Below are 13,972 nucleotides of genomic sequence, written 5' to 3' on the forward strand. Positions count from 1 at the left end.
CTTCGTTCCATGGTACGCCGGGCCCGCTTCTGTCATAACGGGCGGAGGGCCGGAAACATTTCCACGCGCCGGTCCCCGTGCATCTCAGGTGCGCGACAGCCCGCCGGCGTTGATCCGCGCCAGGAGGATCGCCTCGGCAAGGACCGCTTTCCGGAACTCATCGAGGTGGAGCGACTCGTTCGCGCTGTGCGCCCTGGAATCCGGGTCCTCGACGCCGGTGATGAGGATCTGGGCCGAGGGGAAGAGCTCGGTGAGGTCGGCGATGAAGGGGATGGAACCACCCATCCCCGCCTCGACGGCCTGAACGCCCCATGCCTCCTCGAGCGCCTCGAGCGCAAGGCGCGATGCCGGCTCGGTGGTGTCCGTCCGGAAAGGGCTGCCGGTCTCCCCCGGCGTGAAGGAGACCTTGGCCCCGAACGGGGCGTGGGACTCGACGTGCGCGCGGACGGCATCCATGGCGGCTGCAGGCTCTTGCCCCGGAGCGAGCCGGAGGCTGAACTTGGCGCGGGCGCGTGGAAGGAGAGTGTTGGAGGACAGCGCAACGCTGGGGATGTCCATGCCGATGATGGACAGCGCCGGCTTGTGCCAGAGCCGCGACGCGATGGACCCCGTTCCCGCCAGTTGCACGCCGTCGAGCACGGAGGCATCCGAACGGTAGTCCTGCTCGGCGTAGTCGACCGTCGCGTGGTCACCGCTCGTGAGGCCCGCGATCGCCACGTCCCCGGCGTCGTCATGCAGTGTCGCGATGAGCCGTGCAAGGAGGGTCGGGGCGTCGAGCACCGGACCGCCGAACATGCCGGAGTGCACGGCATGGTCGAGCACCTGCACCTCGATGGTGCCGTCGACCAGGCCCCGAAGGCTCGTGGTGAGGGCAGGCACGCCGACCTTCCAGTTGCTCGAGTCGGCGACGACGATGACGTCGGCCTCGAGATCGTCCCGATACGTCTCGAGGAAGGATCGGAACGTCGGGGATCCGGCTTCCTCCTCACCCTCGATGAAGAGTGTCACGCCGACCCCGAAGGAGTTCCCCAGGACCTCGGTAAGGGCCCCGAACGCTCCGATGTGCGCCATGATGCCGGCCTTGTCATCAGCGGCGCCACGGCCGTAGAGCCTGCCGTTCCTTTCGGTCGCCACGAAAGGCTCCGATTCCCAGAGGTCAGGGTCTCCAGGCGGCTGGACGTCATGGTGTGCGTAGAGGAGCACGGTCGGCTTGCCGTCGGGGGCCACACGGCGGGCGACTACGGCAGGTCCTCCGGGGACGCCGTCGTTGTCGACGCGCAGGATGCGCACGTCCTCGATCCCGATGCTGCGGATCAGCTCCGCGACGGCCTCGGCGCTGCGATCGAGTTCATGCGCGTCGAAGGCTTCCCACGCGATGCCCTGGATGGCCACGAGGCCGGACAGCTGCTCGACGATCCGCGGGAAGGCCGCGTCGACGCTGGCTCGCAACTGCTCACCGACGTCGGCCGGATCGGGCTGGTGCTCGGAAGAGGGGTTCTTGGAGGTCATGCCAGAACCCTACACATGGCCAACGGAGGGCTGGGCGGATGGACTCAGCCCGGTGGAGCGGGCCGCGCCGCGTCGCTCCGACGTATCCGACCGCTCGGGATGGCACTGCCACTCGAGCCGGTATCCTGAGGGTGTGTTCGGACGAAAAGAAAAGACCCCCGCTGCCCAGGAAGTCGTCGACAGCGCTTCACACACCCAGGAAGCCCTGCGCGCACAGGGCAAGGGCGCACCAACGCCCAAGCGCAGCGTGCAGGAGGCCGCCCGCAAGCGACCCCTTGTACCCAATGATCGCAAGGCTGCCCGCGAGCAGAGCCGCTCGTCGGTGCGGGATGAGCGGGCGAAGATGCGCCAGGCACTCGATACCGACGACGAGAAGTACCTGCCCCTCAGGGACAAGGGCCCCAGCCGGCGCTACATCCGCCAGTTCGTCGACGCCCGCGTGAACGTGGGTGAGTTCCTGATGATCGCGGCCCTCGTCTTCGTGATCCTGAGCTTCTTCCAGTCGCTCGCCGTGCAGAGCGCGGTGCTGATGGCGTTCTGGGTCCTCATCGTCGCGGTAATCGTCGACTGCATCCTGCTGCGCCGCTCACTGAAGAAGAAGCTCACCGGGAAGTTCGGTGCGCCCAATCAGGGCGATCTCTGGTACGGCGTGACCAGGGCGCTCCAATTGCGCCGACTGCGACTGCCGAAGCCCCAGGTGCGGCGAGGCCAGTACCCCGTCTGACGCTCCTGCGTCGGCAGCTCCATCAGGTCGGCAGCTCTATTAGCTCGGCAGCTCCATCAGGGTGACAGCCGGCGTGAGCGCTCCAGCCCCCGATTGATGCGGCGAGCCCAGAAGGGACCTTCGTAGAGGAAGGCGGTGTAGCCCTGGACGAGCGTGGCCCCCGCATCCAGCCGCTCCGACACGTCCTCGGGTGTCTCGACTCCTCCCACGGCGACGATCGCCAGGCCGTCACCGACTGCGGATCGGAGCCGTTTCAGGACCTCGAGTGAGCGCGCCTTCAGTGGAGCGCCACTGAGCCCGCCGACACCCTTGGCTATTACAGTCTCAGCATCCGTGGTCAGGTTTTCCCGGGTGATGGTGGTATTCGTCGCGACGATGCCGTCGAGGCCCAGATCGAGGGCGAGCGCTCCGACGTCGTCGATGTCCTGGTCGGTGATGTCGGGAGCGATCTTGACGAGGAGCGGTACGTGGCGTCCCGCCGCCGTGTCGGCGGTGCTCCGTACGGCCTCGAGCAGTGGCCTCAGCGACTCCACGCTCTGTAGCAGCCGGAGCCCGGGCGTGTTCGGCGAGGAGACATTGACCACGAGGTAATCGGCCACCGGTGCCAGCTGCTCGGTGCTGACGAGGTAGTCGGCGATCGCGTCGACGAGCTCCACCTTCTTCGTCTTCCCGATGTTCACTCCCACCACTGGGCGCATCCGCGCTCCGTAGCGTCGAGCCAGCCTCTGCCGGGCGGCACGCAGGCGGGGGGCGACGGCGGCGGCACCGTCGTTGTTGAACCCCATGCGGTTGATGACGGCACGGTCCTCGACGAGCCGGAAGAGACGCGGGGCCGGGTTGCCCGGCTGCGCCTGGCCGGTGATCGTCCCGATCTCCACGTGTCCGAAGCCGAGCGCCGTGAGCGAAAGCACTCCCTTTCCTGCTTTGTCGAACCCTGCGGCGAGCCCGAACGGCGACGGGAAGTCCACTCCGAAGGCGGTGGTCGCCAGACTTCGGTGGGGCGCGCAGAAGCGACGAAGTCCCCAGCCGGCAGGGGTGAGATCCACGGCCCGGATGAGCGCGAACCCGATCCTGTGGGCCCTTTCGGCGTCCATTCCGGAGAAGACGAGCCGGAAGAAGGTCGGGTAGAAGCGCATGCATCCAGAATTCCATGTGGGAGGGGCGGGCACCAAGTCGCAGCCCGTGCCCCGCTGGGTCGCGCCTGTGGCCCGAAGGTAGGGTCGCATCATGGACGAGCTCTGGTCGGAGGACATTCTCGGCGCAGACTTTCGCGCCCTGACACTAACGCTGGAGCCGGACGACGAGGGACAGCGCGTCGCGACGCTCGTGGCGTACGAGCCGGAGGGATCCAGGCTCCCCGGGCCGGAACCCGGCCGGCTCGGGCCCGATCCCCTGCTGCCTGAGCCGGAAGCCCGCCTGCGCGACGACCAGCCTCCCGTCCGCGCCGTCCTGTACCTCCATGGCTTCAGCGACTACTTCTTTCAGGTCGAGTTGGCCGGGACATTGCACGAGCGCGGGTGGGCGTTCTTCGCGCTCGATCTGCACAAGTACGGCCGGAGCCTGAGGCCGGGCCAGACACCGGGCTTTGCTATGTCCCTCGACGACTACGACGCCGACCTGGAGGCGGCAATGGCAGCCCTCCGACGGCGCCTGGCGAAACGGTCGGCGGATCGCTCGGCCCAGCTCCAGGATCCGCATTTGGATCTGCACCAGGAGTGGAAGCGGTCGCCGGATCCTGCCCCGTCGCCGGTCGTCGAACTGGTGCTCATGGCCCACTCGACAGGTGGTTTGACCGCTGCCCTCTGGGCTTCGAGGAACCCCGGTAGGATTGCGGGCCTGGTGCTCAACAGTCCCTGGCTCGACACGCAGGGCAGCGCCCTGCTGCGCAGCGCCGCCCAGGGAATCCTCGACACGGTCTCACGCCTCCGGCCGAAAGCCCGACTACGGCTTCCCGAACTGGGTCTCTACTTCAGGAGCATCAGTGACACGAGGGACGGCGAGTGGACCATAGATCCCGCGTGGCGCCCCGAAACGGGTTTTCCCATCCGGGCAGGCTGGCTCGCTGCCGTCCTCGCCGGGCAGGCGACCCTCGCCCGCGGTATCTCCATCGAGGCGCCGGTGCTCGTCCTCTGCTCGACAGCATCGACCATCAGTGCCACCTGGAACGATGCGATGCTCGAGACTGACACCGTTCTCGATGTGACCCCGATGGTGCGCCGGGCCGCGGAGCTCGGCCGGTGCGTGACGATCCGTCGGCTACCGGGCGCCATGCACGACGTCTTCCTCTCGCGGCGCGACGTGCGCAGGGCCGCCATCGACGCTGCTGCCTGGTGGCTGGACGCCTACGTTCCCATCCAAAGCTCACACTCTCCGATGGCGGTAACCGCTTCAGATGACGACTGCGGCTGACCACAGCACGTGATCGCCACGATCGGCGCTAGGACCTCGAGGGCTGCAGGCGAATCAGCAGAAGGATGGCCTCGTGCCGAATTACCACGGGGCTCCCATTCGCGTTTTGTGCGACGGCGTCCTACAGGACCTCAAGGTCGCTCCGGCACAGTGTGGAGTCAATCAACAGAGCCTCACCGACCACACCTCGGACGTAGGCACAGGGTAGGCGCGTGTGTGCTTCGTAGCGGTGAGTCGAACCCAGCGGGTGGTGCCACCTGCATCCTCAGTGGCTTGCGGGCGTTGCTGGGCATGGGGAGGTACTGTCGCTCACTATGGCCGGGATGGGCTGACGGTTTCCAGGGCGAGCCGGGTAGGGATTGGATCTGCAGGTATTACATCGTCGGGGAGTGGCTTGATTCTTGGCCGTGCAAGGTAAACCACCTTGGTGTGGAACAGATATCTCAGCCCGAAGGCAGCTGCGAGGGTTCCTGCTTGCGCTAGCACGCTGTTGATGAGGAGCATTTCTACGAGAAGCACCAGGACGGGTAAGCGGAGTAGTGCTTCGGCGTTGTTGAATCCTACGGATTGCAGGAATCGTTTGTGGGTGCTGGCAGCCCTGTGAAGTGCCCCGTTGAAGACCAGCTTCTCCTGCATGAGGAAGTTCGACAGGATGGTGATTTCGGCTGCTGCGATAGCCGCTACGACGTAGTGGACATCGAGGAACAGCAGTGCGGTCATGATCAACAGATTCAGGAGGGTACCGATGGCTCCGACGACGGCGAAGAGACCGATGCGTCCCATTCGGAGTTCTCCTACTTGTCGGATGAAGTGCAGGCCCTGACCTATGGAGGCTTTCGATGTTCCCGCAGAGCGGCGCCCAAAAATGAAGGGCACCTCAACAATCTTCAAGCGTTGCCTGGAAAGAATTTCCAACAGGATCTTGAAGCCGCTGGGTTGAAGTGCTGTCATGTCGATGCTGCTTTTTCGTATTGCGAAGAACCCGGTCATTGGATCGGAGCAATCTTTGAGCCGGACCGGGAATAGGGAACGGGTTACCAGGGTTGCTGACGCCGACACCATGCGGCGGTAGGTTCCGGAGAGTCCTGCGTTGCTGCCTCCTTCCCCGCAGTATCGGGAGGCAAGTGCGACATCGCTGGCCGTACTCTCCAGCTGGGACAGCAGTACCGGAATCATTTCAGGTGGGTGTTGAAGATCACCGTCCATAACCAGGCAGTATTCTGCGTCACTGGCGGTGATACCTTCGATAACCGCTCCACTCAGACCGCCGGAGGGGTGATCGCGGTGGATCATACGAACCGGGAGGGTCGAGTTCACTGCTGCGTGCTGGATAGTTGCGGGGGTTGAGTCGGTGGAATCATCAACGAAAATAAGTTCAGCTTCTATGCCTAGGCAGGCTGTCGTGGTTCGCTGAACAAGTTCTTGGATATTCGGGGCTTCATTAAACGTCGGCACGATCACTGATAGCTTCATGGCGTTCCCCTGACGGCCAGTTCTTCAAGCGGCACTGTCATTTTGTTGATGCTCCACTCTCCGAAGGTTTTCACGGGTACTGAGTTCTCCAGCACTTTGCCCGTACGGGTAAGACCCAGGTTTTCGATATTGGCCAGGACCGTGGGACCCACCACGATGTAATCCACATCCCGCCAGCTTCCGGGATGTATTTGATCGAATTGAGCATCAAGGTCTGGTTTCTCGACGGCAATCATGCTCCAGGGGTCATCCCAACCGCTCGAGTTCAGGTCATGCCACATCGAGTAAGGAGCGAGCACGACGTCCTCGCGGGACACATTGTCCTGAACCCACGTCATGGTGTTCTTCCAGTCGGTGTTGGTTTCGGCCGTCAGGAGTTCGCGGTCCTGTTCAAACCACTGCGGCATGGACATCAGGACCAGGGATCCACCGAGTGCTACCACGAACGATCCGCGGAGGGGATTCTTGAGCCCAGCATGGTGCCGCCATAGCTTCTCAGTACCGCTCCAGGCGATGTCGACGCCGACGCCGACGGCGAGGGCGAGGAACGGGATGACGGCGATGATGTACATGGCGGGCAGGTACCCCTGCCCGAGAACGATCGGTAACGCGAAGAGTGCGACAGCCAGGGTGATGGCTCGAGAGTTGCGACGAAACAAGCAGACAAGTGCTGCGATAAGGCCCGCCGTGATGAGGTACTTGTCGAAGTAGAGCCAGCCGGTCAATAGTTCCGCCCGGCTCGAGCCGGTCTCGAAGATGGTCCCCGATCCCGATCGCTTAAGGAATTGGAAGGTCAGCGCTTCCTGAAGGGACACGTGGTCGGGCCCGGCAAGGAGTTCGTTGCGTAGCAGTGCAGCCAGTGGATAGAACGCAAGGACCAGCGCACCGACGGCGAGGAATCCCACGACCGAGAACGCCCTGTTACTCCAACGGGGGCGGTTGATGAGGGTCAGCAACAGGGCGGGCCCGAAGATGGCCAGTGTTTCCTTGGACAGAACGGCGATGGCGAAGCATGTGCCCGCGAAGACGTGGTGTGCCAGCGCGTGGCGTGAACTCAGCGCTAGGTAGAACGCGAGCAGGACCCAAGGGACAGCGACGTTATCGAGATAAACCTGCCGGCCCAGAACCAGGGACAGCGGGGAGAGGATGAAAACAACTGTTGTCAGCGCGGCGAAGGGAATACGGACGGTGAGGCGGCGCGCCAGCATGTAGAGGAGGATCGCGCTGGAAACAAAGAACGCGGCGATGACGTACCGGGTGGCGCCGATCGCGGTGCCATCTCCAAGGTTGAACAGCATTGGGATCCAGTTCAGGGCCGCGATCTGAATCCATCCAAGCGGCGGATGGTCGTACCAGTAGGTGTAGGGGGCCAGTGTGCCCTTGTGGACGGAAAAAGCCTGCGCCGTGTAGGTTCCCTCGTCGTCCTGGTAGCTGGGGGCGCCGGTGAGATTCCACAGGCTGAAGACCACGGCCATGATGAACAGCGCTGCCATGACAAGGCGGTCCTGGCGGGACAGGCGTCTGAGCGTGAATGAGTGGCGGGCGTCTAACGGAGCTTTGTGTGCGGGTCTGATTCCCTGATCGGGAGGCCGAACAGGGGGTCGAAGTTCCAGCAGTGCCATGGGTTATCTCCTGAGGGTGCGCCCAACGGACCGTGGTCCGAGAAGGGCGGAAGAGTGCATTGGATGGTGAGGTCAGGACTGCGCGACGGCGGCCTGTTCGATATAGACGAGGTGCGAGCCTGCGTGGCTGGTTTTTTCCCATCTGAAATCTCCGCGCTGAAACTTCACCAATGCGCGCAGTGCAGAGTAGGCCAGGATCATTTGGTAGAACGGGGTGCCGACGATGAGTCGGAAATAGTCATAGGAGGACAGCTCGAAGCGGTGGTCCCGGCCGAATTCGCGAAGCATGCACAGGTCGAAGGCGATGGTGGCGAATGTGGGAATGAGGGGCAGGAACGCTATCAAGGTGACAATGAGCGGAAAATTTCCCCAGACGGCGGCGATGATCGCGACAGGGATGCATACACCGGCGAAGGCCATGAAGTGCTGTTGCATCAGAGTCCACCAGGCGATCAGACGCATACGCCGGGTCGGCAAGGCTTTCCAATCGCCTTTGGCGAAGACCTGCATGAATCCCAGGGACCACCGCGTGCGTTGCCGGATGAGGGTGCCCACCGAATCGGGGGTCTCTTCGCGGGTCACCAGTTCTGGTGAGTAGGCGACGACGATGCGTCTACCGAGGGTGGACAGCCTGACCCCTAGGTCGCAGTCCTCAGCCAAGCAGGAACCATCCCACCCACCGACCGCGTTGAGGAGTTCACGTTTGATGAAGACAGTGTTACCGCCCAGCGGGATGAAGCCCTGCCGGGAGTGGGCATGCAGCCTGGACCGGAACCAGGTGAAGTATTCAAGACAGTTGCGCAGCGAGTACCACGTGTCGCGGTAGTTGATCAGTTGCACTGCGCCCTGCACGACGTCGGCATTCCGGGTCATGAAGACACTGTCGATATGGGACAGCAGGGCTTTCGCGGCAATCGACTCGGCGTCGAAGACGCCCACGACGTCATTGCGACAGATCTCCAGGGCACGGTTGAGCTGGAGCGGCTTGTTCTTGGTCTCGTTGCTATCCACACTGACTCGGACGAGTTCGGGGAACTCGTTGGCCAGACGGTACGCCGTCGCTACTGTTTCGGGATCGTCGTGGCCTACTGAGATGATGACTTCTTTTTTCGAGTGGGTTTGGGTCAGGAGCGCTGCCAGGGTGGCCCTCATGACGTCCTCGCGCTCGTTTCTGCAGGGCATGATGAGTGAAAATGACACGCTTTCGGTCTCCAGCAGCCCGCTGTAGGAGGTCCGGACCTGAGTTTTCGGATCCCACCACGCATAGGTGTTGAGGTAGAGCGTGGACGAGGCGATGGCGAACAACGCAAGGGCAACGACGACGACGACTGTGCTTGCCAGGACGACAGAAACCATTTGTGTACTCCGATGAGAAGATTGGGACGCGCAGTGGGCAGGAGTAGCGGTTAGTCGTTGATGCCGCAGGCGGTTCCGTCGCCGTTGGTATCCAGGCGTTGCGGGTCGACCCCTGCTTGGCGGAGCGGAAGGCCCTCGGCGAAGTAGGTGCGAGCCTCCCTGCAGGACCAGGAGTGCGGCATCGTTGCCGGATCCTGGCCGGCTTCCTTCATGTGCTTGAGGTGTGCGCCCATGCTGGGTGGAACCCCGGGAAGGCATTGGCCATCAGCGCCGTACTCGACCAGGCAGCCACCCAAACCTTCGGACACGTCCGTCAGCACCTGCTGCGGGTCGACCGGCCCGCGCTCGGTGAGCCCTGACGCACGATCGGGCCGGTTCCCTGTTTCCTTACCGTTGCTGGCTCTACCATCAGTCGCCTCTGCTCCTGCGTCAGCGAGGGACTTTTCAGGCTGACCCCCGAGGATGACCGCCGGATTTCGCTTGTCCTTGGCCAGCGCCTGACCGGAAGGGGTCTTGCCAGGATTTCCTGCCTGCGGTGCCATGGCGGCGCTGCCTGCCGCTGCGGGAGCATCGATGGTCTGTACCGTCGAGATCCCTGCCCCAACGATCGCTACCGCTGTGGCTGCCCCTGCAAGAGAGAGCAACGGGATCCACCGTTTCTTCTCGCGGTCCCCTCTTAGATCTGGTGATGTCTTAGCGATGCGTGTTCGTTTCATGAGATCCATACCCACTTTGCGATGCTCGGGACGCCATTGGTGTCAAGGACCGAGAGCATGTACGGCCCCGGTGGAAGAAGGTTCGGGTTGACGGGTATTCGCGCCGTGCGCGCGTTTCCACTTCCCATCAGAGGAAGATCGACCAGGCGTGCGTTGGTGTCGGTCTGGTGAGTGGCCGACATTGGCGCGATGAGTGAGGCCGAGGCGACAGTGCCGGTGACACCGAGTGCGATGTTTTGCCCGTACGTCCCCTGGGCGGGGGCACTGGTCACAGTGGGCCGTGTCCCCTTGAAGAGGTACGGCGGGCTGTAGACGGAGATTCGCAGGTCAAAGGAGTTATCGGCCGGGTTGGACCCCAGAACCGCGACCTTGCCGTTGGGTAGGAGGATCGACGAGGAGTGATAGTTCCGCCCCACCGGATCGGCAGCGACGGACTGCCAGCTGTTGGTGCCCGGTTTGTAGATGGCCGCTGACTGCACGTTCTCCGCACGGTTTTGTTTCGCACCGTTCGCCGCCAGGACTGTCCGGTCGGGGAGGTTGACGAGATTTACATAGGCTTTGCCGGCGCCGGGCAGGTCAGGTCCTGGGACGTAGGCGGGAACGGGCCGGTTGAGGTCGATGATGTCGACGAGGTTGATCGCCGGCGTATTCCCATCGGTATTGCCGCCGCCGACGATCATCAGTTTCTGGTCCTGGGCGGGGCCGACGAAAACCGAGCCGGCCTGGTCGCGCATGTCCTTCTGCCGCAAGCCCGGTATGTCCCAGATTTTGGCGGTCTCCCAGTCATAAAGGCTTGCACCGGTTCCGGGTAAACCGTTTCCGAAGGTGTGAGCTCCGGTGTAGAACATCTTTCCGTCATCCAGGAGGAACATGTGCGGATAGGTGCCCCAGAAGCTATAGGTTTGCGGCACTTGATTCTGCGGCAACCAGCTCTTTGTCTTGCTCGAGAACATTTCGGTAAGGACGGTTCCCTCGGCGTTCTCGTTAAGTCCGCCGGCTGACCAGATATCACCGTTTCCGAGCTTGGTCAGTGAGGGGTACCAGTGTGCTCCGGTCATGTCTGCCAGTTGGTGGAAGGTGTCATCGGCCGGGTCGAAGTAGTAACTTCTATCTGAACCTTTGAAAGTATTCGGGCCCTGATCCTCGGCGGGAAATGCTTCGGTACCGCCGGCCAGGAGAACCTTGCCGTCTGGCAGAGTGACATGACCGGCGCAGAACATGTCGTAGGGAACCGGGATCTCCTTGAATGCGTTGGCTTCCGGCGTCCAGATGACCGCACGGAACTGGCCGGCAGCGAATTTTGCTCCGTCGTTTCCCGAACCGGCGATGAGCAGCAGCCGCCCATCGGTCAGCAGCGTTGAGTGGATCGCACGGATCGGCAGCTGCGTTGTGAGGACATCCCAGGAGCCCTCCAGCTCCGCTCCTCCCGCCGGCGGGACGACTTCAGCCCGAGGTTTCTTCATCGAGTAATTCGTGGTGTTCAGGGTTCCGTTGCCGCCGATCGATAAACCGAAGGATATTCGGTCCACACCGGCTGGAATCAGGGGTGTGCGGGCCGTAGCGGTGGTCCAGTTGGCGACAGCGGGCAGCGCCTTGAGGTCGGTCCAGTACTGCCACCCGTTGATGGTGTGGGTGAAGACGCTGAAACCCGTCAGCCCCGTCGCGGTGGTTCTGTAGTCCACAGAAAGGTCGTACTGTTGGCCCGCTGCCACCGTGGGGGCACAACCAGCGCCTTCGGACTGCAGCAATTTCGCGTCTCCCGACACGTGTCCGCTTATCGTGAACTGGAAAGACCTGGCACCAGCCGGAGAATTCGCCGGAACATCGGTAGAAACGAGGGAGCTTGCCTGACGTTGTCCCCATCCAGCTACCTGATGACATGCTGGGATGTTGGCGCCTCCGGCCAGACTTCCATTCACGATGAGCTCGTCAGTCACCGGTGGCGGATCGATTACCTGCCGGAAAGAATAATCGTCCGTGGTCAGTGATCCATTGGCGCTTAGTGAAAGCCCGAAGATGACCTGGTCCGTTCCCTCCGGGATAACCGGAGTAGGGGCCTGGGCTAGAGTCCACCCGGTCGCGGCAGGGACTTGCTCAACGTTGCCCCAGTAGCTCCAGCCCTGCGCGGTGTGCCGGAACATCGTGAGCGACACTGGCGCTGACGACTTGTACCAAACCTGCATGTCGTAGGTGAGGCCGGCGGTTACCTTCGGGGCGCATTGAGCGTTCTCGGCCTGGAGGAGCTTCCGGTCCCCTGCCTGATAACCCTGGATGCTCAACGAAACGGAGCGGCCACCGGCGCGTCCGGGCTGGAACGTCCAAGCAGCTTCTGTTCCCCAACCTGATCGTGAGAAGCAGGAAGGATCGTTGGTGCCTTGCTCCAGAGAAGGATTGACGACCAGGTTGTCGCCCGCTGCAGCGCGAGCCGGTGAATCCGCAGCAGAGATGACCACGAAGAAACTGGCGATAAGGGCGCAGACGAGAGCAACGAAAGCGGATGGACGCCGACCTGCCAGCGGCTTCACGTCCAGCCACCGCCCGAGGAAGCTCGTGGCCTACCGTAAGGCGGACGTGACAGCAAGAAGCGCCTTACTGGCATCATCGATAACAGTCTTCGAACCACCAGCATGAGACCTCCGTTAGGGGACGCACTACCCGTGAGAGTGCGGGCGAAAGAAACTTGATCGGTTTGTACGGCTTCCAGGAAAGCCATCCAGGCGCATATAAGCCGCTAGGAAGTTGTAACCTCGAGCCCTTAGCGACGAGGGGATTGCGGGAATGCAATCCGGACGTCACCGGGAGATTAACTTCAGAACTCCGGACAAATGAGGATCCCTGTCGGTGCAGCAAGCAAAAGCCTCAAGTTCGAGCGGATTGCACCTCGATCAATGTGCAGTTGGCATCATCCGATCAAGATCCCAAATCAGAGAATATGAGCAACGAAAGACACCGGCCCGAGTAATGCTTACCTGAATTCACAGCCGAAATACGCGGCTGCGGTACTTGACCAGGGAAGGCCGAATACTTGTAAACACCACAATGTGGAATTGTGGGTTAACAATGAGTGAACTAATTACTCCTAGGATTAACACCAGTGAAATAGCTACTGTGGAATGCCGGCATCCGTAAATAAGACGAACTCGCGTCTCAGGTTCGCGGGCCGGGGACATTCTCGTCGTGACGATGCTCGACCGGTTGGGCCGCTCGGTTCGGAACCTCGAGGAATTCGTCGACGGACTTCAGAAGTAGAGAGTCGGCCCGAGGGCGCTCACCAGGGCATCGCCACGACAGCCCGGCGGGCGCTAGGTCTTCCACATGCTCTCCGTGATCGCGGACTCAGCCCGCGATCTCATTGTTGACTGCGCGAAGGACGGTCTTTCTGCAGCCAAAATTCGCGGCCCAAGGGTGAAGGCTGGCTCGGGATGACTCGGACGAGATCATTGCAAGCAGGCCGATGTACGACGAAAGGAGGCACCCGGCTGCTGCTCTTCCAGTGATACGGCGTCGACTCATGAAGCGTGATCCGTGAGGCGTGTACTCGAGTCCGCGGTGGGCGTCCTGCGGGCAGTAGTGACGACCGACATTGGCGGTGCGGGCCCGGTACCAACAGCCCTCGGGCAAGGCCTGCCTTCTTCGGCACGTTTCGTGGCGGCCCGGCAGATACAGCACTGCGCCAGGGCCGGATCATCCAAGGTGTTGCCCTGGTTGATCAAAGCGGGTGAGCCCGTCGTACTGAGCGTGCAGGTGAGCGTCGGTGTTGTTCATGAAGGGTCGGACATGACGCTGCCCCGTTGAAGAGGGCAGAGACCGTCTCGTTGCAAGGTACAACCCCGGGCAAAAATCTTTTCCCACTGAACTATCGAGGGACCATATAATTTTTCTGGTCCTGCAGGGCGGCCGCCAGAAAATTCTAGCCGCGGGGCACGCTTATGAATTACAAACTTCGAGCTCTCATCAAGATCGACCTCGAGGACAGATCTGCTGGCATTCATGTCACGGGATGCTTCACATCAACCAACTACCGGGCTCTTGTACCGGTAATCAGGCGTGCATACGCCCTACCAGGTCACCCCGAGGTAACGGTCGATATCTCTCGGGCCAAACACGTGGACCCGAGCGCCGCCGCCCTGCTTGAAGCCGTCTGCGCAGCACTATCCTTGCCC

Annotated in this window: 10 protein-coding genes; 3 read left to right on the plus strand and 7 right to left on the minus strand. The window is 62.3% G+C overall.

Annotation, left to right across the window (positions count from 1 at the left end; translation table 11 throughout):
- Positions 1-84 precede the first annotated feature (84 nt).
- Positions 85-1,509, minus strand: a complete 1,425-nt coding sequence (locus D6T63_RS03565; RefSeq protein ID WP_120147673.1) for a dipeptidase — start codon at positions 1,507-1,509, stop codon at positions 85-87.
- 133 nt (positions 1,510-1,642) lie between these two features.
- Here D6T63_RS03565 and D6T63_RS03570 point away from each other — a divergent pair, with 133 nt between their 5' ends.
- Positions 1,643-2,233 carry a DUF3043 domain-containing protein gene (locus D6T63_RS03570; protein WP_120147674.1) on the plus strand — a complete coding sequence of 197 codons (591 nt, stop codon included), beginning with the start codon at positions 1,643-1,645 and terminating at the stop codon, positions 2,231-2,233.
- A gap of 56 nt (positions 2,234-2,289) precedes the next feature.
- On the opposite strand, the gene D6T63_RS03575 is transcribed toward D6T63_RS03570, so the two are convergent.
- Positions 2,290-3,369 (minus strand): quinone-dependent dihydroorotate dehydrogenase, encoded by a 1,080-nt coding sequence (locus D6T63_RS03575; RefSeq protein WP_120147675.1) that lies wholly within the window; start codon positions 3,367-3,369, stop codon positions 2,290-2,292.
- Between the two features lie 91 nt (positions 3,370-3,460).
- On the opposite strand from D6T63_RS03575, the gene D6T63_RS03580 reads away from it, so the two are divergent.
- Positions 3,461-4,642 carry an alpha/beta hydrolase gene (locus D6T63_RS03580; RefSeq protein WP_120147676.1) on the plus strand — a complete coding sequence of 394 codons (1,182 nt, stop codon included), beginning with the start codon at positions 3,461-3,463 and terminating at the stop codon, positions 4,640-4,642.
- A gap of 312 nt (positions 4,643-4,954) precedes the next feature.
- Here the strand turns inward: D6T63_RS03580 and D6T63_RS03585 are convergent, their stop codons facing one another.
- The 5 genes from D6T63_RS03585 to D6T63_RS03605 all read right to left on the minus strand — a co-directional run bounded on the left by D6T63_RS03585 (position 4,955) and on the right by D6T63_RS03605 (position 12,334).
- Positions 4,955-6,115 carry a glycosyltransferase gene (locus D6T63_RS03585; protein WP_120147677.1) on the minus strand — a complete coding sequence of 387 codons (1,161 nt, stop codon included), beginning with the start codon at positions 6,113-6,115 and terminating at the stop codon, positions 4,955-4,957.
- Complete coding sequence (locus tag D6T63_RS03590) at positions 6,112-7,608, minus strand: glycosyltransferase family 39 protein (RefSeq protein ID WP_235830538.1); 1,497 nt, start codon at positions 7,606-7,608, stop codon at positions 6,112-6,114. Before D6T63_RS03590 ends, D6T63_RS03585 begins: the two co-directional genes overlap by 4 nt.
- A gap of 201 nt (positions 7,609-7,809) precedes the next feature.
- Complete coding sequence (locus tag D6T63_RS03595) at positions 7,810-9,042, minus strand: glycosyltransferase (RefSeq protein ID WP_235830539.1); 1,233 nt, start codon at positions 9,040-9,042, stop codon at positions 7,810-7,812.
- A 101-nt stretch (positions 9,043-9,143) separates the two neighbouring features.
- Positions 9,144-9,809, minus strand: a complete 666-nt coding sequence (locus D6T63_RS03600; RefSeq protein WP_147394297.1) for a hypothetical protein — start codon at positions 9,807-9,809, stop codon at positions 9,144-9,146.
- On the minus strand, positions 9,806-12,334 hold the full coding sequence (locus tag D6T63_RS03605; RefSeq protein WP_235830540.1) for a galactose oxidase early set domain-containing protein: 2,529 nt from the start codon (positions 12,332-12,334) through the stop codon (positions 9,806-9,808). Before D6T63_RS03605 ends, D6T63_RS03600 begins: the two co-directional genes overlap by 4 nt.
- 643 nt (positions 12,335-12,977) lie before the next feature.
- Here D6T63_RS03605 and D6T63_RS20180 point away from each other — a divergent pair.
- On the plus strand, positions 12,978-13,058 hold the full coding sequence (locus D6T63_RS20180) for a hypothetical protein (protein WP_407923708.1): 81 nt from the start codon (positions 12,978-12,980) through the stop codon (positions 13,056-13,058).
- Positions 13,059-13,972 lie beyond the last annotated feature (914 nt).

This window comes from Arthrobacter cheniae, assembly GCF_003602275.1.
Taxonomy (GTDB): domain Bacteria; phylum Actinomycetota; class Actinomycetes; order Actinomycetales; family Micrococcaceae; genus Arthrobacter_D; species Arthrobacter_D cheniae.

Coding starts and splice junctions, on each gene's coding strand:
- D6T63_RS03565 (WP_120147673.1), bottom strand. CDS start 1,509: ATGACCTCCAAGAACCCCTCTTCCGAGCACCAGCCCGATCCGGCCGAC.
- D6T63_RS03575 (WP_120147675.1), bottom strand. CDS start 3,369: ATGCGCTTCTACCCGACCTTCTTCCGGCTCGTCTTCTCCGGAATGGAC.
- D6T63_RS03580 (WP_120147676.1), top strand. CDS start 3,461: ATGGACGAGCTCTGGTCGGAGGACATTCTCGGCGCAGACTTTCGCGCC.
- D6T63_RS03585 (WP_120147677.1), bottom strand. CDS start 6,115: ATGAAGCTATCAGTGATCGTGCCGACGTTTAATGAAGCCCCGAATATC.
- D6T63_RS03590 (WP_235830538.1), bottom strand. CDS start 7,608: ATGGCAGCGCTGTTCATCATGGCCGTGGTCTTCAGCCTGTGGAATCTC.
- D6T63_RS03600 (WP_147394297.1), bottom strand. CDS start 9,809: ATGAAACGAACACGCATCGCTAAGACATCACCAGATCTAAGAGGGGAC.